Source organism: Bacillus sp. FSL W8-0223 (genome assembly GCF_038006805.1).
GTDB lineage: Bacteria > Bacillota > Bacilli > Bacillales > DSM-4216 > Bacillus_O > Bacillus_O smithii.
In genome coordinates, this window is sequence record NZ_JBBOVX010000001.1 from 3,586,234 (window position 1) to 3,606,180 (window position 19,947).

General features: G+C 40.8%; 19 protein-coding genes, 4 tRNA genes and 1 pseudogene. 2 read left to right on the forward strand and 22 right to left on the reverse strand.

The annotated features are described in order from the left end of the window. Positions 1-178 precede the first annotated feature (178 nt). Positions 179-406, forward strand: a pseudogene (locus NST81_RS17115) (transposase); the annotation flags it as partial. A gap of 437 nt (positions 407-843) precedes the next feature. Here NST81_RS17115 and rlmH read toward each other — a convergent pair. The 22 genes from rlmH to ychF form a co-directional block, all read right to left on the reverse strand. Next, positions 844-1,323 (reverse strand): 23S rRNA (pseudouridine(1915)-N(3))-methyltransferase RlmH, encoded by a 480-nt coding sequence (gene rlmH / locus NST81_RS17120; RefSeq protein WP_048624319.1) that lies wholly within the window; start codon positions 1,321-1,323, stop codon positions 844-846. Between the two features lie 83 nt (positions 1,324-1,406). Further along, positions 1,407-1,565 carry a CxxH/CxxC protein gene (locus tag NST81_RS17125; protein WP_003353458.1) on the reverse strand — a complete coding sequence of 53 codons (159 nt, stop codon included), beginning with the start codon at positions 1,563-1,565 and terminating at the stop codon, positions 1,407-1,409. Between the two features lie 246 nt (positions 1,566-1,811). Beyond that, complete coding sequence (locus NST81_RS17130) at positions 1,812-3,017, reverse strand: S1C family serine protease (protein ID WP_341030433.1); 1,206 nt, start codon at positions 3,015-3,017, stop codon at positions 1,812-1,814. 440 nt (positions 3,018-3,457) lie between these two features. Then, positions 3,458-4,252, reverse strand: coding sequence for an MBL fold metallo-hydrolase (locus NST81_RS17135; protein WP_003353456.1), 795 nt, complete (start codon positions 4,250-4,252; stop codon positions 3,458-3,460). A gap of 16 nt (positions 4,253-4,268) precedes the next feature. Beyond that, positions 4,269-5,051, reverse strand: coding sequence for a two-component system regulatory protein YycI (locus tag NST81_RS17140; RefSeq protein WP_048624320.1), 783 nt, complete (start codon positions 5,049-5,051; stop codon positions 4,269-4,271). Next, positions 5,038-6,369, reverse strand: coding sequence for a YycH family regulatory protein (locus tag NST81_RS17145; RefSeq protein WP_048624321.1), 1,332 nt, complete (start codon positions 6,367-6,369; stop codon positions 5,038-5,040). The genes NST81_RS17140 and NST81_RS17145 overlap by 14 nt, the downstream gene beginning before the upstream one ends. Next, positions 6,366-8,189, reverse strand: coding sequence for a cell wall metabolism sensor histidine kinase WalK (walK, locus tag NST81_RS17150; protein WP_048624322.1), 1,824 nt, complete (start codon positions 8,187-8,189; stop codon positions 6,366-6,368). The genes NST81_RS17145 and walK overlap by 4 nt, the downstream gene beginning before the upstream one ends. A gap of 6 nt (positions 8,190-8,195) precedes the next feature. Continuing rightward, complete coding sequence (yycF, locus tag NST81_RS17155; RefSeq protein ID WP_003353449.1) at positions 8,196-8,906, reverse strand: response regulator YycF; 711 nt, start codon at positions 8,904-8,906, stop codon at positions 8,196-8,198. 234 nt (positions 8,907-9,140) lie between these two features. After that, positions 9,141-9,213: transfer RNA gene (locus NST81_RS17160), tRNA-Phe, on the reverse strand. A gap of 102 nt (positions 9,214-9,315) precedes the next feature. Next, positions 9,316-9,391, reverse strand: a tRNA-Asp gene (locus NST81_RS17165). Positions 9,392-9,443: 52 nt separating this feature from the next. Next, positions 9,444-9,515: transfer RNA gene (locus tag NST81_RS17170), tRNA-Glu, on the reverse strand. Between the two features lie 4 nt (positions 9,516-9,519). Further along, positions 9,520-9,595, reverse strand: a tRNA-Lys gene (locus tag NST81_RS17175). A gap of 4 nt (positions 9,596-9,599) precedes the next feature. Further along, positions 9,600-9,974 carry a hypothetical protein gene (locus tag NST81_RS17180; protein WP_341030438.1) on the reverse strand — a complete coding sequence of 125 codons (375 nt, stop codon included), beginning with the start codon at positions 9,972-9,974 and terminating at the stop codon, positions 9,600-9,602. A gap of 52 nt (positions 9,975-10,026) precedes the next feature. Beyond that, complete coding sequence (locus NST81_RS17185) at positions 10,027-11,319, reverse strand: adenylosuccinate synthase (protein WP_003353447.1); 1,293 nt, start codon at positions 11,317-11,319, stop codon at positions 10,027-10,029. Positions 11,320-11,723: 404 nt separating this feature from the next. Further along, positions 11,724-13,088 (reverse strand): replicative DNA helicase, encoded by a 1,365-nt coding sequence (gene dnaB / locus NST81_RS17190; protein ID WP_003353446.1) that lies wholly within the window; start codon positions 13,086-13,088, stop codon positions 11,724-11,726. Positions 13,089-13,297: 209 nt separating this feature from the next. After that, on the reverse strand, positions 13,298-13,747 hold the full coding sequence (rplI, locus tag NST81_RS17195) for a 50S ribosomal protein L9 (RefSeq protein WP_003353445.1): 450 nt from the start codon (positions 13,745-13,747) through the stop codon (positions 13,298-13,300). Continuing rightward, positions 13,744-15,717, reverse strand: coding sequence for a DHH family phosphoesterase (locus tag NST81_RS17200; protein WP_328203270.1), 1,974 nt, complete (start codon positions 15,715-15,717; stop codon positions 13,744-13,746). Before NST81_RS17200 ends, rplI begins: the two co-directional genes overlap by 4 nt. A 16-nt stretch (positions 15,718-15,733) precedes the next feature. Then, the gene (locus NST81_RS17205) at positions 15,734-16,675 is read right to left on the reverse strand and encodes a YybS family protein (protein WP_328203267.1); all 942 of its coding nucleotides are present in this window, start codon (positions 16,673-16,675) and stop codon (positions 15,734-15,736) included. Between the two features lie 223 nt (positions 16,676-16,898). Next, positions 16,899-17,135 carry a 30S ribosomal protein S18 gene (gene rpsR / locus NST81_RS17210; RefSeq protein ID WP_003353442.1) on the reverse strand — a complete coding sequence of 79 codons (237 nt, stop codon included), beginning with the start codon at positions 17,133-17,135 and terminating at the stop codon, positions 16,899-16,901. A gap of 26 nt (positions 17,136-17,161) precedes the next feature. Beyond that, positions 17,162-17,659, reverse strand: a complete 498-nt coding sequence (ssb, locus tag NST81_RS17215; protein WP_048624326.1) for a single-stranded DNA-binding protein — start codon at positions 17,657-17,659, stop codon at positions 17,162-17,164. A gap of 69 nt (positions 17,660-17,728) precedes the next feature. Beyond that, positions 17,729-18,016 carry a 30S ribosomal protein S6 gene (rpsF, locus tag NST81_RS17220; protein ID WP_048624327.1) on the reverse strand — a complete coding sequence of 96 codons (288 nt, stop codon included), beginning with the start codon at positions 18,014-18,016 and terminating at the stop codon, positions 17,729-17,731. Positions 18,017-18,366: 350 nt separating this feature from the next. Next, entirely contained in the window at positions 18,367-19,467 is a 1,101-nt protein-coding gene (gene ychF, locus NST81_RS17225) for a redox-regulated ATPase YchF (RefSeq protein WP_048624328.1), read from the reverse strand. Between the two features lie 88 nt (positions 19,468-19,555). Between ychF and NST81_RS17230 the strand changes: the two genes are divergently transcribed. Then, positions 19,556-19,930 (forward strand): hypothetical protein, encoded by a 375-nt coding sequence (locus NST81_RS17230; protein WP_048624329.1) that lies wholly within the window; start codon positions 19,556-19,558, stop codon positions 19,928-19,930. Positions 19,931-19,947: the final 17 nt, after the last annotated feature.

Below are 19,947 nucleotides of genomic sequence, written 5' to 3' on the forward strand. Positions count from 1 at the left end.
CTAGTATGACAGGTATACTTGTATAATTTGATAACAATAGCCCTCAAAAAAATGAAAATGAAAAGATTCAATTTAATTGGAATGACCAAACATATTGAAAACTCAAGAATTGAAACTGGTCAACCAGTCCAAATATCAATAAATTGATTATTCTGAATGGAAACGGCATAAAAAAACATTAGAGGAAGCTGATCATCTTCGGCATACACAAGAGAATAAGAGCATTTATGCAAGACGGAAAGAAACCATTGAACGTGTTTTTGCTGATGCAAAGGAAAAGCATGGTATGCGTTGGACAACCTTAAGAGGTCTAAAAAAATTGTCCATGCAGGCGATGCTAACTTTTGCTGCAATGAATTTGAAAAAGATGGCCTGCTGGGCATGGAAAAGTCCAATAATGGCATAAAATAGACCCCTTAGAGGGGTCTAATCCCAACCTTTAAAGTATAAAAATGTCAAAAGGCATCCGAAAGCGCACATTCGGATGCCTTTTGTCTACACTCTGAAACGCCAAAGAATCATTATTTCTTTGGCATTTTTTCAATTCACGCTTTTAAAATTTTCCTGTTTGCAAGAAATGGATGTTCTTAAGATTTTTATTAATGATCTTTCTAATTTTCATTCTTAGTAATAGATTTCTTGACCGATATTGAATAAGCAACCATTATCACGACGAATTCCGAATACTATTTATATATGAATAATTATTGAAGTAACAAGGAGCTTTAGTTGAATAAGCAGAGAACTTTTATTGCTCCGAAGTTCCCAAATAAATATAACCCTATCCAATAACCTTTTCCATTTCTCCTTATTTACAGTTACCTATATACTTTGGATTTACCACTATTTATGGTACGGTTCCCCTCTCATAATCCGAAACGCTCGATACACTTGTTCGAGTAAAATGAGGCGCATGAGCTGATGAGGGAAGGTCATTTTAGAAAAGGAGAGGGTTTCGTCGGCTCTTTTTAGCACTTGGCTGCTTAATCCAAGAGAGCCTCCGATGATAAAAGCGATTTTGCTTTTACCGTATGTAGTGAGCTGATCGATGTGGGCAGAAAATTGTTCCGATGTGTACATTTTCCCCTCGATGGCAAGAGCGATGACATGAGTGTCCGGATGAAGTTTTGCCAAGATGCGTTCGCCTTCTTTTTGTTTGACTTGCTCCATTTCCGATTCACTTAATGTTTCCGGAGCTTTCTCGTCCGCTACTTCGATGATTTCCACTTTTGCATAAGCGGACAGCCGTTTTAAATATTCTTCGATTCCTTGTTTTAAATACTTTTCCTTTAATTTACCGACCGTGACAATTGAGATATTCACACTTTCTCCTCACTTTACAAACAAGTTATTCACAGCACTTATCCACATATCCACATTTTTTATCCACATATTGTAGGGGAATATTAGTTTGCCACAACATATATCGCCCGGTTTTGACAATATTCACAGGTTGTTGACAATTGTTGCTCCTCCGGCAGTTTCTCCATGTTCGGAGCCGTTCCATGCTCGTCAATGGCAATTTCTAATGCCAATTCCACATGTTCTTCACAACAATAAATCATTTGAATCCCCTCCTCTAAAAATGCTTTTTGTCCATAGTTTAAACCATTGCCGGCGTGTCCAAAAACCTTTTTCGACAGGCCTTTCACTTCAACAAACGAAAAAAAGAATGAGCGTCCTATCGAATAAAAGCTGTGCGAAACAATAGTATCCCCCTTCTAATAACCCGATCAAAACTCATGAAGTGCCGGAAAGTCCATTATCAGTAAAAAAGAGCGGAAATGGATTCCGCCCCTTTGCTTCAGAATTTAGAAGGAATTCTCACTTGTTAATTTTACAGTTGTCGTTTTCAGTTTTCCTTCCCGATAAAATTTGACTGTGATGGTGTCTCCCGTTTTCTTATTGTTATACAGGTATTTGCGTAGTCCGAGAATGTCATGGATCTTTTGATCATCCAGCTGAACAATGACATCTAATTCCTTTAATCCAGCTTTATCTGCCGGTGAATTAGGCAAGACTTGTTCGATCATGACGCCATCTTTCACATTGCTCGGCAATTTCAATGTTTCTTGTTGATGGTAGGCGGAAATTTCGTTTACATTCCTTAAGGTTACACCCATTGCCGGACGTTGTATTTTCCCGTACTTTTCAAGGGAGTTTATAATTGGCTCAGCGTAATTGATTGGAATGGAAAATCCGATGCCTTCCACTGCTTCTTGGGAAATTTTCATCGAATTGATTCCCACCACTTGACCAGCTAGATTGATCAAAGCGCCGCCGCTGTTTCCCGGGTTGATGGCTGCATCCGTTTGAATAACTTCTGCTTGCCAATCTTCTACGCCGTCTTGATCGATATCGACCGGAACGGTTCGTTCAAGCCCAGACACAATTCCTTCGGTAACAGAACCGGAAAATTCCAGTCCAAGCGGGTTTCCGATAGCGATAACCGGTTCTCCTTGTTTTAAAGCACTGGAATCGCCAAATTCCGCCACTTTCTTCACGTGCGAACCGTCAATTTCAAGAACGGCCAAATCCGTCCATATATCCCCACCGCGGACTTTGGCTGGAACTTTTGTGCCGTCTGCCAGGGTGACTTCCAATTTTTCAGCCCCTTCAATGACGTGATAGTTGGTGACGATAAAAGCACGGTTTCCCACTTTTTTATAAATCACACCTGAACCAGATCCAGCTTCTTCTGATTTCGTTTCCCCTGTGTCCCAAAAGCTGGTTGATTGAATGTTGCTAATTCCAACAACGGCATCCTTTGCCTTGCTGACCGCTTTCGTCACATCCGTTGTCACATTCACCGATACTTTTTCATGACGGACAGGTTGGTTCGTTGCGGTATTGTCTGTACCCGTGCCACTGTTCAAAATAGATTGATCCGTTAATCTCGGCAGCGCTATAAGGACCAAGAGCGCTCCCACAATAAGCCCAGCTAGGCTGGCTAAAAAATAGCCTCCTTTTCCTCGGCCTGTCTTTTTTTGAGCCGGGTCCTCATCGTAAAAGCCCATTGCCTATCATCCTTTCTCTTATCGCTTTCACCTGTTAGTTTATTCTTCCTTTTTTCCTATAAGAATAACCCTTCATAGTGAAAAAAGGATGAAAACACACATCCGCTTTTATTTTAAACAATATCGGAATATTCACAAAGCGATTTGCCTTTCCCATTCCAAAAATATGACGGGTCGTTATGTATTAGGCTCTAGCTGTCGAAAAAGGCAACGGAATCTTTGCGGCTTATGATATGCTCATAAGCTGATCCAGATCTATTTTTTGACCAGGAATCTATAAAGAAGCCGTTCACACTAGGCAATAAGCTTGCTTCTCGAAGCACCGTTTCAATGAAAAAGTTCTTTGCCGACAGAACCCTATCATCGGTTATAAAGAAAAATGTACAAAACAAGGAAGTGAAATAGAATCTTATACAACTGACGCTATGAAAAGTGTTGCTTTATACTGCCGTCAAAGTCGTCGGGATTTTAGGATCGGTATCCATCAGCCTCACTTGCTCTCCAACAACGATCCCGCGCTGTTCCAGTGTTTGAGAAACGCTCATTCTTGCCAGTTCTTTCATGTTATTGTCTTGACTGAGGTGAGCCAGATAGATTTGTTTTGTCCGATCGCCGATGACTTCACTCATAGCCAAAGCGGCGTCTTCGTTGGATACGTGTCCCACATCGCTCAAAATTCTCCGTTTAATGTTCCAAGGATATTTCCCCATCCGCAGCATTTCCACATCATGATTGCTTTCAAAAACAAACACATCGGCATTCCGGATCGTTCCTTTCATGCGGTCGCTTACATATCCGGTATCGGTAATTAAAGCTAGTTTTTTTCCTTCATGATGGAAAATATAAAACATCGGCTCCGCTGCGTCGTGGGATACCCCAAAAGACTCAATGTCGCAGTCTCCGAATGTCTGAACCGATTCCATTTCAAACACAAATTTTTGGTCAGTAGGGATTTCTCCGACCAGCCCTTCCATCGCTCTCCATGTTTTTTCATTCGCATAAATCGGAAGCTGGTATTTGCGGGCCAGCACTCCCAAGCCTTTAATATGGTCGCTGTGTTCATGCGTGACCAAAATACCGGTCAAATCGCGAATATTGCGGCCTATTTTCGAAAATAATCCTTCCATTTGCTTTCCGCTTAAACCTGCATCGACTAAAAACGAATGCTTATCTGTTTCTACGTAAATGGCATTTCCAGTGCTTCCGCTGGCAAGTACACTAAATTGAATGGCCATGGTATCCTCTCCCAATTCATTCTTTATCTGTTTGCTGAATAGAGCCATCAAAAGCGTTGACAAATAGATGGTTCACTTTTCCTCTATGTTCGATGGCAAAATGCCAAGTAGGGGAAAGAACTTGAGATTCCGTTAGCTGAACCAACGTATAATAGCCGAGTTCGGCTTTTTTAATCGTACTGTTCGGCTTCAGCATTCCATTTTTATATAAATTATTGACTGCTTGCGTTGCCGGAAGGACGCTTTCTTTATTATTTTCTTCGATTTCTTCCAGCATGGTCTGTTCATAAGAATCAATTTCATTGTTGTTATTTACTTCAAACAATATCTGCCCGCTGCCGTTTTTAAAAAGCTTATTTCCTTTGAATACTTGAGAAAAAATGATTTGGTTTTGATCCTTGTCGTAACCCCAATATTCATAATGATCTCCATACAACACTTCTTCTTTTACAAACTTCTTTAGATTTTCCTTCCAATCTTTATCTAAAGGAATCGATTTATCCAAATGGGAAACGATCATCGTTTGATCGCTCGTCAACGCTGCTTTTTGTTTATTCAATCCGGCTACTTCTTTTTTGGTAAATGTTTTGGCTTTGGCAGTAATCAGAGGAGTTTTCCCCACCTCGCCCGGCAGCTTATCGTATTTAATATCATCGTTTTTTAGTTTGTCTTGAATAGACGATTCTTCGATAATATCAAATTGGCTGGCCGAATGTTTGTTCAAAAAAACCGTCAGCAAAAAAATATCGAGTATGAAAAAAACAAAAATAAAAATGGTTTTCGTTTTACTCCAATCCACTTTGATTCCCTCCTCCCGAATTTTTATTCGTGAGCGGGAACCATGACTCGCCGTACTTATAGTACCAAGCCGGCTCCAAGATCAATATTTTAGGGGTTTGTGGACTACGGATTAATTGGTATCCAATTTCCATATCCTCCAGTAAATCCGGATTAAAATCCGGCTGTTTGGAAATAAAATCCAATGCCTCCTGAGCAGACGGCAACGTGATTTCCACAGTTTCCGATGGCAGCGAAATATTAAGAGTAAAGTAAGGGCGCTCATATTTATAAATTTTCTCTTTTCCCCAATATTGCTGAATTTCCGCCATTCCATTTTCATTAAAAACGGGATACCCATTCACGAAAAGCCGATACACAATCTTTGACTCCTTCAAGTCGCTGTCAAAATAACGATATTTATCTGTCCAGCCGCCATGTTCATTCACAAATTGAATGCTTTTCCCCATTAAATCATTCAGATCGGATATATGGCCCAGTTCCGCTTCCTGGGCAGGGTTGACATAAAACATCATATTATTGGTGTAATTGACCCTCATCAAACTCGAACCATCCGTATATTCTTCCCCTTCGGAATTGACATTCTTTTTCACAAAATGGGGATCGCTAAAGAGGGCATCTTTAAATTTTTCGGTTTCTATAAAATCGGGAATATATTTATAACGAATCATCGTTGTTTTTTCTTTCGGCAAGTAAACGGTGCCGGTTTTAAACTTATAGGCGCTGTATTCCTTCTTGTCATTGACTTTGGTTAGATAAATTTTTTTCCATTCTTTCAGTTGACTGGAAGCGATTGTGGTTTTATAAACAGCTTTGTTATGAACAGATACGAAATAGACCGTTGCCTCACTTCCAGCCGTGTTCATATCGTTCAAAATAATATGATCAAAAGTGCCGTTGGGCAATTTCTTATCTTCAAAGTGCAGTACATTTTGATACATTTTGAGCGGAACTTGTGCCGAATATTCAATATCCACTCGGCCGTTTCCATTGACCAGCCTTTGCAGTTCCTTCTGGTTGAAATAGCGAGATACATTGCGGAAATCATAAAATTTCCACTTCATCAATTCCTTCATCATGGTATCGATATCTCGCTCATTCACAGTGCCGTAATGTGCACCCTCTTTATGGAAGATGATCTTGACAGGTTTAATTAAACTGGAAGCATCGCGATTTTCGCTGATCTCTACTTCATATAAATAGTGATTGTTAATCGTCTCATAATCCGGCTGATACGTCCATATGTTCCACGTTAAAATCGCGCTGGCAACCACCAACACTGCTAAAATGACGGATTTGATTTTTTCGTACTTCTTCATGACCAATCTTCCTCTTCTGATGGTTCATATGGCAACGTCAAATAAATAGTCGTACCTTTTCCTTCCACACTGGTCGCCCAAATTTTTCCGCCATGAGCAGTGATCAACTGTTTAGCGATTGCCAGTCCCAGTCCTGTTCCTCCCATTTTACGAGAACGTGCTTTATCCACCCGGTAAAAACGCTCAAAAATCTTATCCAAGTTCTTTTTCGGTATACCCATTCCTTGGTCTTTAATGCTGACCTCAATATAATGATTCTTTTCTTCCGCCTTGAAAGTAATTTGACCGCCTTCCGGAGAATATTTCAAGGCGTTGGAAATAATGTTGTCCAGAACTTGAGTCAGTTTGTCCGGATCAAACTCGACATATAACGGATAGTTTGGAAGTTTTCTTTCAAAAACGACATGCTGCTCTTTCGTCATTTCAAAACGATCAATAATTCTATGGAAAAACTTCACAAAATCTAATTCTTCTTTTTCCAGTTTGAAATCGGTGTTGTCCATTTTGGAAAGCTGAAGAAGATCATTGACAAGACGAATCATTCGTTCTGTTTCATTTTGCGCGACTTCTAAAAACCGCGGTGCAATTTCCGGATCTTTCCACGCTCCATCTGCCAGCGCTTCTAAATAGCTTCGCATCGTGGTTAATGGAGTCCTCAGTTCATGGGACACATTGGCGACAAACTCTTTACGTTCCATTTCGATTTCTTCTTGTTCTGTAATATCATGCAGAACGACAATCAGTCCGTTTAAAAACCCGGTTTCTTTTTGTAAAATCGAAAAATTGGCTCTTAAAATATAAGGGCGATCTTTCGTGCTGAAATCGAGATTAATGGAATCTTTCATATTCAGCAAGTCCTCGAATTCATATTGGCCCTCTAAATGAAGCAGAGTGACAATCGATTCGGACATTACTGTTTCACGTGAAACATTCAACATTTCAGTAGCCGGCTTGTTGATTAAAATAACGCGCCCTCTTCTGTCGGTCGCAATGACGCCGTCTGTCATATAAGATAATACGGAAGATAATTTTCTTCTCTCGCTTTCAGTGGAAGCTTGGGCTTCTTGCAAACGTTTTGTCATATTATTAAACGTTATCGCTAGCTGACCGATTTCATCATTGCCATATACTTTTACTTTTCTCGAAAAATTCCCTTTTCCCATTGCAAGGGCCTGCCGCCTCATTTCAGTAATCGGTTTTGTAATCGTATTGGCAATCAAAATACCGAGAAAAGCAGTTATCAATAAAGCAATGATGGTTCCTGATATAAAGATTTGATTAATTTCATTCATTTGTTTAAAGACATTTTCAATTTTGGCAACCAGATAGACGGCCCCGATTACCTCTTTATTGGAGACAATGGGGGAAGTATACACCCAAATGCGGTTGTGGGTCTGCTGATCCAAATATATCTTGTCTTCTTCCGAACCGACAGCAAGCGTTCTCTTGACCGCCAGCTCTGTTGTTCTTTGTCCGACAATTCCTTGGTTGTTAGGATCAGAAGTCCCGATAATCCGATTGTGGTTGTCAATCACTCGCACTTCTGACACGTCAGAAGCTGCAAAATCCCCCAAAATTTTGCGAATGTCTTTTTCTAATGTCGCCGAATTTTCATTCCGGTCTTTGAGCATTTCTTCGCGCAAATTATACTCTAGTAAGTTGACTCGTTCTTTCAATGAGTTTTTAAAATTGGTGACAAGTTTTGTTTCCAGTTCACGGACAAAATAAACCCCGATCACCTGCGTGGCAAACAAAATCAAGAGGACATAGATCACAACAAATTTGACCCGGATTGAGCGAAAAAAACCAACTTTTTTCATCGAATTCTACTCCTGATCCGGAGTACGCAAATAATAACCTACTCCACGACGTGTTACAATCCATGTCGGATGGCTTGGATTATCTTCAATTTTTTCACGCAAGCGTCGGATGGTGACGTCTACTGTCCGAACATCCCCGTAATAATCGTATCCCCAAACCGTTTGAAGCAAATGCTCTCGGGTCATAACTTGGCCGATATGTTTTGCCAAATAATGGAGCAGTTCAAACTCGCGATGTGTCAATTCAATGGTTTCTCCACGTTTTGAAACGACATATGCATCAGGATGAATGACTAATGGTCCAATCGTAATCTCACTGTTATTCTCTTCTTCATTTGATTGTGTCGACACATTTTGATGGCGACGCAGATTTGCTTTTACACGAGCTAATAATTCCCGTGTACTGAACGGTTTTGTCACATAGTCATCGGCTCCCAATTCCAAACCGAGAACTTTGTCAATCTCAGAATCCTTTGCCGTCAACATGATTATCGGCATTTCGTATTTTTTCCGCACTTCCCGGCAAACTTCTATGCCGTCTCGTCCCGGAAGCATAATATCAAGCAATATCATATCTGGTTGGATATCCTCCACCATTTGCATGGCTGTTTCCCCATCATAAGCACAATGTACTTCATAACCTTCTTTTTTTAAATTAAACTCCAATATATCTGCAATCGGTTTTTCATCGTCTACAACAAGAATTTTCTTTTGCATACTTACTCTCCTCTTTTATTGAGAATCCTACTATTTATATATTATCAAATCATTTCAATGTAAAATAGAACAGGTCATTTATTACTTTAACACTTTCTTGATGCCTTTTCATCCGACCTGTTGATAGAAAAATCAACGCTATTCGTCATTTCTGAATGTTGTCAAATGGACATCGGCGGTATATGAAAAAAGAAGCACTGCGAGAGCAATATGTCATCGCAATGCTTCTTTGAGTGGCTTGGGACGGAATCGAACCGCCGACACAAGGATTTTCAGTCCTTTGCTCTACCGACTGAGCTACCAAGCCGCAATAAAAAATTCGACCTGCTTATTCATTCGTCCATGCATTCATTCAACGGTTGCCGCACCAAATTTTGACGGAACAAAGCAAAAGTTCAATTTTTGAAAATGGCGGTCCCGACGGGAATCGAACCCGCGATCTCCTGCGTGACAGGCAGGCGTGATAACCGCTACACTACGGGACCAATATTCATCATGAAAGGAAGTTGGCAGCAAGAAGCTTTTTCTTCTGGCAAGTGACCCGTACGGGATTCGAACCCGTGTTACCGCCGTGAAAGGGCGGTGTCTTAACCACTTGACCAACGGGCCGAAATGGTGAGCCATGGAGGATTCGAACCTCCGACCCTCTGATTAAAAGTCAGATGCTCTACCGACTGAGCTAATGGCTCATTATTAAATGTTAACGCTTCTTAATGTATAAAGAAGTTTGGACAAAGGAACTAATCTAATCATTACGGCTAGAACCGCTTGTCCTGTCTTTTCATCAATGAATTGTTCAAGCTGCCAACATCCCTTTGCCGCCGGCTCTCGAATGACTAATTTCAATAGGTGTTTGTACTGTGTATCTGAAATCGCACCGGGAGCATGATCTTTCAAGATATGATTAGCGGCGACGTTGTTAATAATAACACAACATTTGATAATTAGACAACACCTTTTTAAAAGATTTGTCGAAAAAAAGAATGGGATGTAAAAAAAGCTGACCTCATCTAAAGTTTGAACTCCTCCTTCACAATATACTCGATAATCTGCTTTGATCATCTCCATATATCGTAAACTTCGGAGGAGTCCAATCTTTAAGAAGTCAGCCTATTTTTGTTTAATTTTGCGACCAGACGCTGCGCACCACATTTGTTTGCGAACGATCTGGACCGACCGAAAAGAGGGAAAGAGGAATACCGGTCAACTGCGAAATACGTTCCACATAATGGCGAGCATTTTCCGGAAGTTCATCCAACGTTTTACAACCGGTAATATCTTCTGTCCATCCTGGCAATTCTTCATAAACAGGTTCGCATTCTGACAGCACGCGCAAATTGGCAGGATAATGGCTCAATATTTGGTCTTTATACCGGTAAGCAGTGCAAATTTTTACCGTCTTTAACCCTGTCAGCACATCGATCGAATTCAGTGATAAATCCGTTATGCCACTGACACGGCGAGCATGACGTACCACTACACTATCAAACCAGCCGACACGACGCGGACGGCCGGTTGTGGTTCCATACTCGCGGCCAACTTCACGAATATGGTCGCCTATTTCATCATGCAGTTCTGTTGGAAAAGGACCGTCTCCAACACGGGATGTATAGGCTTTGCACACACCGACAACATGATTGATTTTAGTCGGACCTACGCCAGATCCAATAGTCACACCGCCAGCAACCGGGTTAGAAGATGTCACAAACGGATATGTACCTTGGTCGATATCGAGCATGACTCCTTGAGCTCCTTCAAAAAGCACACGGCGCCCTTCATCAATCGCATCGTTTAATACTACGGACGTATCACACACATACTTTTTGATCTGCTGTCCGTATTCGTAATACTCATCTAAAATGTCTTCCAATTTAAAGCCTTCTGTTTCATAAAAACGTTCCAATAGACGATTTTTTTCTTTTAAATTGTGGGCAAGCTTTTCTTCAAATATTTCTCTATCCAGCAAATCCGCAATGCGAATGCCGACTCGCGCCGCCTTATCCATGTAAGCAGGGCCAATTCCTTTTTTCGTCGTACCGATTTTGTTGGCTCCTTTACGCTCTTCTTCCACTTCATCCAGCTTCAAATGATAAGGAAGGATCACATGAGCCCGGTCGCTAATACGCAAATTTTCTGTGGATACACCGTGGTCTCGCAAGTAATTGAGCTCTTCAACAAGCGCTTTGGGATCAATCACCACACCGTTTCCAATCACGCATATTTTTTCTTTATAAAAAATCCCTGAGGGAATTAAATGAAGTTTATATGTCACTCCATTCACACGGACTGTGTGACCGGCATTATTGCCTCCTTGGTAGCGAGCAACCACTTCAGCATGCTCGGACAAAAAGTCCGTTATTTTTCCTTTTCCTTCGTCCCCCCACTGGGTTCCAACCACAACTACTGATGACATTCTCCGCACCTCCGCAAGGTCCTTTAATCGTTTCTATTGTTTAAACCGGCAGAAAACTCAAAAGTCATGTTTGAGATCCCGGTCTGAACAACTTCCATGTTCAAGATACCACCATCACTTGGAAGATGAACTTTTCAGTTTTGGCACCTTTTTTATTTTACCAATATCTTCTCTTGTTAGTCAATTCAAAATCCGAACATTTATTTTTATATAAATTGTTTTCGTTCGTAAAAATCATTTTTCACGAGCAAAAAAATTCCGTGATGACAATAGAGAGCAAGCGAAAAGGCCCCTTTTGGCTAATTTCGTTTTATTCCTTCAATACCTAATGATTCACAAATCTCGACATGGGATTGTTTAACCGCCTAAAAAAGAGAGGCATTTTTTCAGAAGATATGCCTCTCTTATGCTCCCGGCGGAATGGAAGCTTCATCATACCGCCGTTCCAAATTGACAAATTTATTGTATTCTTTTATAAAAGCCAGTTGAACAGTGCCAACAGGACCGTTTCTTTGCTTTGCAATGATGATTTCAATAATGTTCTTATTCTCAGATTCTTTATCATAATAATCATCCCGATACAAAAAAGCTACAATATCGGCATCTTGCTCTATAGCTCCCGATTCACGGATATCCGACATCATCGGCCGTTTATCCTGGCGCTGTTCCACTCCACGAGACAGCTGAGATAAAGCAATGACAGGGACTTCCAATTCTCTTGCCAACGCTTTTAACGATCGGGAGATTTCCGACACTTCTTGCTGGCGGTTTTCTCCAGAGCGTCCGCTGCCTTGAATCAGCTGCAAATAATCAATGACGATCATGCCAAGTCCATGTTCTTGTTTTAAACGGCGACACTTGGCCCTAATTTCGTTGATGCGAATGCCCGGTGTATCGTCTATAAAAATGCCGGCATTGGACAAGCTTCCCATTGCCATCGTTAATTTTCGCCAATCTTCTTCCGTCAAAGTCCCTGTCCGCAAGTTTTGGGCATTGATATTCCCTTCCGCACACAACATCCGCATGACGAGCTGCTCAGCCCCCATTTCCAAACTGAAAATGGCTACATTTTCATCGGTCTTTGTAGCGACATTTTGGGCAATATTGAGTGCAAAAGCCGTTTTCCCGACAGATGGACGGGCGGCGACAATAATTAAATCGCTGCGCTGGAATCCCGCGGTCATCCGATCCAATTCAGCGAATCCAGTCGGAATTCCGGTTACATCACCTTTGCGATTATGAAGCATCTCAATATTGTCATACGTCCGGACGAGTACGTCTTTTATATTGTGAAACCCAGAAGTATTTTTTCTCTGGGCAACTTCCATAATTCTTTTTTCCGCATCGTTTAACAGATCGTCAACATCGTCTTCTCGTGTGTAGCCTTCTTGGGCAATCTCTGTCGCTGTTCGAATTAACCTTCTCAATAACGATTTTTCTTCAACAATTTTAGCGTAATATTCAATATTGGCGGCTGTCGGTACGCTTCCGGCAAGTTCCGTCAAATACGCTACCCCGCCGACATCCTCCAAATTGTTGGAAGCAGCCAATTCTTCTGTAACGGTAATCACATCCACCGCTTTTCCTTCATCACTTAACTTCAGCATCACACTGAAAATTTTTTGGTTGGCGCTTCGGTAAAAATCAGTAGGACTTAAAATCTCCGACGCGGTGATCAAAGCAGAAGGTTCTAAAAATATAGCCCCTAAAACGGCTTGTTCCGCTTCTATATTTTGCGGTGGAATTCTATCCATCAATAGATCACTCATCATAACCACTCCCAAATGGTTAGAAGGTATTCAGAGTCCCTCATGAAAAGAAGGCCGACTCACAGAGTTCGCCCTCCAAATTCACAATATATAGACAAGGATGATGGATATAGTTTATCTATATATTGTCAAAGGGATCTTAACCCTCTGAATCAGCCCTTTTCTTTTAACTATTTTATCATGAAAACAAGCCGAACGGTTTGGTAAAATTAGTTGTCTTCTGAAACATGAACTTTTAACACGGCCGTAACGTCGGGATGAAGCTTAACCGGAACGTTCGTATATCCCAATGAACGAATGGCATCGTCCAATTCAATTTTCCGTTTATCCAGTTTAATTTTATGGGTTTTGTTTAATTCTTCCGCGATTTGTTTGCTTGTGACAGAGCCGAACAATCGCCCGCCTTCTCCAGCTTTTGCTTTTAATTCCACCGTCGTGTTTTCAAGAACTTCTTTTAATTTTTTAGCATTTTCCAGTTCTTGCTTTGCCAATTCCGCTTCTTTTTTCTTTTGTGCTTCCAAAGCTTTTAAATTGGCTGGCGTCGCTTCGATCGCCAAATTCTTTTTGAATAAGAAATTGTGGGCGTATCCATCGGCCACATTTTTAATTTCTCCTTTTTTTCCTTTGCCTTTTACATCTTGAAGGAATATTACTTTCATGATTCCATTCCCCCTTCTACATATTTTTGAATAGCTTTCCAAAGTCGAACTTCGACTTCCTCGATGGTCGTATCCTCCAGTTGTGTTGCGGCGTTGGTCAAATGTCCTCCGCCTTCCAATTCCTCCATAATTAGCTGTACATTGACGTCACCAAGAGAACGGGCGCTGACTCCCACTTTGTTATCTTTCCGCTTGGCAATGACAAAGGAGGCTCTCACGCCGTCCATCATAAGCAACGTGTCGGCTGCCTGCGCGATCAAAACGGGATCGTATTCCTCTTCTTCGCTTCCCACGGCAACCGCAATTCCATTTGGCTGGATGGATACAGTTTCAATTAGTTTTGAACGCTGAATATACATATCAATATTTTCTTTTAAAAATTTTTGAACTAGAACGGTATCAGCTCCTTGTGCCCTCAAGTAGGAAGCTGCATCAAATGTCCGTGATCCGGTTCTCAATGAGAAGCTTTTGGTGTCCACCGTAATTCCGGCAAGCAGAGCCGTCGCCTCCAGCATGGAGATTTTTTCTTCTTTTGGCTGGTACTCTAGTAATTCCGTTACCAACTCTGAAGTAGAGGAGGAGTATGGTTCCATATAGACGAGCATCGGATTTTGGACGAAATCCTCCCCTCGGCGATGATGATCGACTACCACTATCTTCTCTATTTTACTCAATAATTTCTCATCAATCACGAGCGAAGGCTTATGAGTATCCACTACTACCAGCAACGTTTTTTCTGTGACCATTTCCAACGCCTCATCCGGAGTAATAAAGCGCGAATAGAGGTCAGGGTCTTTCTTCACTTCCGCCAGCAGCCGTTTCACACCCTTATCCATTTGAGAAAAATTTAATACGACATAGCCTTCCTTCTGATTCATACGAGCCATTTTGCTTATCCCTATGGCCGCGCCGATAGCGTCCATATCCGGATATTTATGGCCCATCACCATTACTTTATCGCTGGCAATCATCAATTCCTTTAACGCGTGAGAAATCACTCGCGCGCGAACTCTAGTCCTTTTTTCCATTGGATTGGTTTTTCCACCGTAAAACTTGACTTTTCCACTCGATTCTTTAATGGCAACTTGGTCGCCTCCACGCCCAAGGGCTAAGTCCAAACTGGATTGTGCCAACGTCCCCAGTTCCGGCAGAGACATTGCGCCCGTTCCAATTCCAAAACTCAAAGTTAGCGGAACATTATGCTTAGAAGTCAATTCCCGTACTTCATCTAATACAGAAAATTTTTCTTTTTCAAGTTTTTTTAAAATCCCCTCATTGAAAACGGCAACAAATCTTTCCGTAGAAGTTCTCTTCAGAAAAATTCCAAACTCTTTTGCCCACTTATTTAATTGAGAAGTCACCATACTATTTAGGCTGCTTCGAGTTTGATCATCCATTCCTTGTGTAAGATCATCATAATTATCCAAATATATAATTGCAATCACCGTTTTAGCGTCTTTAAATTTCCTGACCATTTCTTGATGGTCCGTTTCATCAAACAGATACATAAGCCGTTCTTCCGGCTTAAACACCACCCGAAACTGCCTGTCATGTAAAGTCACAATCTCTTCCCTTGATTCCTGTTTGATCATCGGTACGAGTTCTTCCGCTACTTCATAAAGTGACCGTCCTATTAACGTTTCTTCCTTAAAATAAGAAGCAAAAAAAGGATTTGTCCATTCAATGTAGAGATCCTCGTTAAAAAGCAAGATCCCAATCGGCATTTCCATCAAAGCTTCTTCTCCCACTCGTTTGACACGATAAGAAAGCGTTGAGATATACTCTTCAATTTCGTGGGAAATCAATCGCTCTGAACGGAAAATTTGAAAAAATAGAGCAGCTATAATGATAAACCCAATGAGGCTTAACCACCAGTAAAATAGCGCTAGCACAGATAACAAAGCAATGGACATAATGATTAATCCGATCAACGGATACCTTATGTTCCGCCTGTTATAATAAGAAAGCATAACTTCAGCTCCTAAGTCATGGTTTTTGTTGGAGGCGCTGTTTTAAATCAAAACCTAAATCCATTATACCTAATATCCGGACAAGATAAAGCACCGGAAAAAAGAGAAAAGAAAGAACTGTCAGCGCTGTTGGGACCGCTTTCGGCCAATTTTTTAAGTTCCCGAAAAAGTAAAGAAACGAGATCCCTTGAATGGTGAGACAGATTTGCAGCATAAATAACAAATTTATATAAATCATATACCACATACTCCCATTTTCAGGAACAAAGATAATGGCTGCGATTAAAACGATGATATAATACCATAATACGCTTTTCGGCATTTGCCATTCACGGATAGGCTTCCAAGAGGGAACCTCAACCCCTAATCTTTTCAAAATCGGAAAATGGATGACTGTAAACAGGAAAACCATGACAAACGAAGAAACGACAAATATACTTGGCACAAGAGCACGGAAATAGTCCATGCCAAATTCGAATTGCTCCATTGCTTTGTCAGGAACGGGCTCTCCCAGTTGATCCATCATATGAACGGATCGCTCAAACGATTCTCTCAACATTTTCATGGAATCATCAATTAAATTAAAATGGAAGAAAAGAACAGCGACCACGTATTGAATGATCGTATTGGCCAAAAAGACCAAACTTCCCGCCATATAAACAGAGAACTTCCCTTTTTTTCGATAAAGAAAATAACCCATCGCCGCACCTGTTGTTCCATAGGCAAACCCAATCGAAACAGCGACAATATTTCCCGTTATCATAGATATGATAATGGCTGCAATGATGAGCATGACTGAGTTTTTGGCAGGGTATTTTGCGCTGTATATGAAAAACGGCAATATAAGAAAAAAGCTTGATGCAATCCAAAGTACCGGTATGTAAAGAGTGATGAGTAACAGGACTGCATAGAGAGCGAGCATCATCGCTCCTTCCGTTAATATTCGCGTATTTTTCACAAAAACACCTCTCTATGTCATGGTAAGTTGCTTAAGTTCATCACTTACCATTTTAGCTTTCATATCACGATGATTCAATATTCTTGGCAGACTGTTGAAATCGCTCTGTTTTATGGAATGTGCAGAAGAAACACAGATTTCATCCTATTAAACAGATGGCGCTTATTTTACAAATAAGCAAAAGCAGCAAGGATTCCATTCCCTGCTGCTTACTAAGAAAACCTTATTTATCTTCCGCTACATATGGCAGAAGTGCCATTTGACGTGCTCGTTTGATGGCACGAGTTAATTGGCGTTGATATTTCGCACTTGTTCCAGTTACACGGCGCGGAAGAATTTTTCCACGTTCAGAAATGAACTTTTTCAGAAGATCTACATCTTTATAGTCAATGTGTGTAATGCCGTTAGCTGTAAAATAGCACACTTTCCGGCGTCTGCGTCCGCCTCTGCGTCCAGCCATGTGATTCCCTCCTTTTCTTTATTCGCTTAAAATGGAAGATCATCATCGGAAATATCAATTTGTTGTCCATCGTTGGCAAATGGATCTTCATCTACACGTGTATAATTTTCATTTCTTTGTTGATTCTGATTTGGGCTAAACGGAAAATCCTGAGATTTCTGGCCGCTATAAAATCCGTTTTCACCGCCGCGATTATTGGTAACGCTGCGTGGCTCTAAAAATTGAACGCTTTCGGCTAGAACTTCTGTTACATATACACGTCTTCCATCTTGTGCTTCATAGTTTCGTGTTTGCAAACGGCCGTCAACGCCAGCTAAACTACCTTTTTTTAAGTAGTTTGCCACGTTTTCAGCCGGGCGCCGCCATACTACACAATTAATAAAGTCAGCTTCTCTTTCGCCCTGTTGATTCGTATAATTTCGATTGACAGCAAGAGTAAAGGTAGCAACCGCTACTCCATTCGGTGTATATCGAAGCTCAGGATCCCTTGTTAACCGACCGACCAAAACGACACGGTTCATCATCAGAATCAACCCCTTTTTTACACGTGTTCCACGTGAAACATATATGATTCAAATTTCATTTTCATCAAATTATTCATCTTCTTTTACAACAATGTGGCGAAGAATATCGTCGTTGATTTTTGCCAAACGGTCAAATTCTTGAACAGCTTCCGGATTCGACTTCACATGAACAATGTGGTAAATTCCTTCGCGGAAGTCGTTAATTTCGTAGGCTAAACGACGTTTTCCCCACTCTTTCGAATCGATGATTTCCGCACCTTTGGAAGACAAAATATTGTCAAAACGTTCTACGATTGATTTTTTCGTTTCATCGTCAACGTTTGGGCGGATAATATACATAAGTTCGTACTTTCTCATCTTTCTTTCACCTCCTCATGGTCTATGCGGCTCTTTTTCACATAAAAGAGCAAGGAGTAACAATCTTTCATTACTCACAATTTGATAGTATACCATAGTTTTAACGAAAAAGCAATTTCCCATAAATGTTGTGCAGTATAAAAAAACGATGGTAATGTGTATCTATCATTGTCTTGTTTATTATACCATAAACAGAACGAATGTTCCTGATTATTTTTTAAAATCTGAAAAAAAGATCGCTTTTCAACTGAAGCTTGTATTTTCAACTGTTACAAAATAATTTGTTTCCTTAATATACACTGAAAAGAAAAAATCCGCTAAAAACACAGCGGATTTTCCCATCAACTTCATTATACGTTGAAACGGAAATGAATGACATCTCCATCCTGCACGACATAATCTTTTCCTTCCAGTCGCACTTTGCCGGCTTCGCGGGCCCCAACCATAGAACCTGCTTCGATTAAGTCTTCATAAGAAACCACTTCCGCCCGGATAAATCCTCGTTCAAAATCCGAATGGATAATACCGGCGCATTCCGGTGCTTTCATTCCTTTTTTAAACGTCCAAGCACGCACTTCCGGCTCACCCGCCGTAAAATACGTCGCCAAACCAAGCAAATGATAAGCAGCGCGAATCAATTGATCAAGCCCTGATTCTTCGATGCCTAGTTCTTGAAGGAACATCGCTTTTTCTTCATCCTCCAATTCGGCGATCTCTTCCTCAATCTTTGCACATACCACGATGACTTCAGCATTGTCTTTTTCTGCAAATTCACGTACTTGCTGTACATATTGGTTGTTGGAGGCGTCCGCTGCATCGTCTTCTCCTACATTGGCGACATAAAGAACCGGTTTCATCGTCAACAATTGGAAACCTTTCACAAGTTTTTCTTGTTCTTCGGTGAATTCTACCGTACGAGCCGGTTTTTCCGCTTCAAAGGCTTCTTTTAATTTGCTCAACACTTCAAATTCAGCCATAGCTGCTTTATCTTTTTGCTTCGCGATCTTTTCCACTTTTCCAATTCGCTTTTCTACTGTTTCCAAGTCCGCTAAAATTAATTCTAAATTGATCGTTTCTATATCGGCAATCGGATCTACTTTTCCAGCAACATGGGTAATATTTTCATCGGCAAAACATCTTACGACATGACAAATCGCATCCACTTGGCGAATATGGGAAAGAAATTTATTTCCTAATCCTTCCCCTTTGCTGGCACCTTTTACAATTCCGGCAATATCTGTGAATTCAAAAGTGGTCGGAACGATTTTTTTGGGATGAACGATCTCTGCCAATCGATTAAGACGTTGATCCGGAACTTCCACCATTCCTACATTGGGATCAATCGTACAAAATGGATAGTTCGCTGATTCCGCTCCCGCCTTTGTAATCGCATTAAATAAGGTAGATTTTCCAACGTTCGGCAAGCCGACAATTCCGGCTGTTAAAGCCATAAATAGTCACTCCTCTATTTATATAACTTTCATCCATAACTGTTCTGCTTTCTAAAAACGGCTGCAACAAAGAAAAGGATATTTATAAATGAGCCTCTTTCCTCTTGAAAAAAGAATAAAAAATTGTCAGTCTACAATAAAACCTTTTCCAATTATAGAGATAAGAAAGAAAAATGACAAGAACCGCGTCTTGGCATCTCTTTTAATCCTGTTCCGAATACTTCCAATGAAAAAGAGTGAACGTCTTTGTCATCAAGAGATAGGCTTTTTTGTGATTCAAGAAGCATCTCAAATGACAAACCATTGTCATATCGTGGAAACATTACAAAACAGCTGTGTGGCAAAGGAAAACTTTTTTGACAAAGAAAAAGACTTAGTGGTTCTCATCAAAGATTGTAAGATTTCTCCATTTTTTCAATGGACAAATAAGAGGCCAATTTTGATAGAGGGAACAATCCTCTGAAAATGGCCTCATTTTCG

Bases quoted from the DNA above. Each gene is read 5' to 3' on its own strand.
- NST81_RS17180 (WP_341030438.1), bottom strand. From the start codon at position 9,974: ATGGAGATGATCAAAGCAGATTATCGAGTATATTGTGAAGGAGGAGTT.
- rplI (WP_003353445.1), bottom strand. From the start codon at position 13,747: ATGAAAGTAATATTCCTTCAAGATGTAAAAGGCAAAGGAAAAAAAGGA.
- NST81_RS17135 (WP_003353456.1), bottom strand. From the start codon at position 4,252: ATGGCCATTCAATTTAGTGTACTTGCCAGCGGAAGCACTGGAAATGCC.
- ssb (WP_048624326.1), bottom strand. From the start codon at position 17,659: ATGATGAACCGTGTCGTTTTGGTCGGTCGGTTAACAAGGGATCCTGAG.
- NST81_RS17200 (WP_328203270.1), bottom strand. From the start codon at position 15,717: ATGCTTTCTTATTATAACAGGCGGAACATAAGGTATCCGTTGATCGGA.
- ychF (WP_048624328.1), bottom strand. From the start codon at position 19,467: ATGGCTTTAACAGCCGGAATTGTCGGCTTGCCGAACGTTGGAAAATCT.
- NST81_RS17125 (WP_003353458.1), bottom strand. From the start codon at position 1,565: ATGATTTATTGTTGTGAAGAACATGTGGAATTGGCATTAGAAATTGCC.
- NST81_RS17145 (WP_048624321.1), bottom strand. From the start codon at position 6,369: ATGAAGAAGTACGAAAAAATCAAATCCGTCATTTTAGCAGTGTTGGTG.
- rpsR (WP_003353442.1), bottom strand. From the start codon at position 17,135: ATGGCTGGACGCAGAGGCGGACGCAGACGCCGGAAAGTGTGCTATTTT.
- NST81_RS17185 (WP_003353447.1), bottom strand. From the start codon at position 11,319: ATGTCATCAGTAGTTGTGGTTGGAACCCAGTGGGGGGACGAAGGAAAA.
- NST81_RS17230 (WP_048624329.1), top strand. From the start codon at position 19,556: ATGAGCCTCTTTCCTCTTGAAAAAAGAATAAAAAATTGTCAGTCTACA.
- walK (WP_048624322.1), bottom strand. From the start codon at position 8,189: ATGAAAAAAGTTGGTTTTTTTCGCTCAATCCGGGTCAAATTTGTTGTG.
- NST81_RS17130 (WP_341030433.1), bottom strand. From the start codon at position 3,017: ATGGGCTTTTACGATGAGGACCCGGCTCAAAAAAAGACAGGCCGAGGA.
- yycF (WP_003353449.1), bottom strand. From the start codon at position 8,906: ATGCAAAAGAAAATTCTTGTTGTAGACGATGAAAAACCGATTGCAGAT.
- dnaB (WP_003353446.1), bottom strand. From the start codon at position 13,088: ATGAGTGATCTATTGATGGATAGAATTCCACCGCAAAATATAGAAGCG.
- rpsF (WP_048624327.1), bottom strand. From the start codon at position 18,016: ATGAGAAAGTACGAACTTATGTATATTATCCGCCCAAACGTTGACGAT.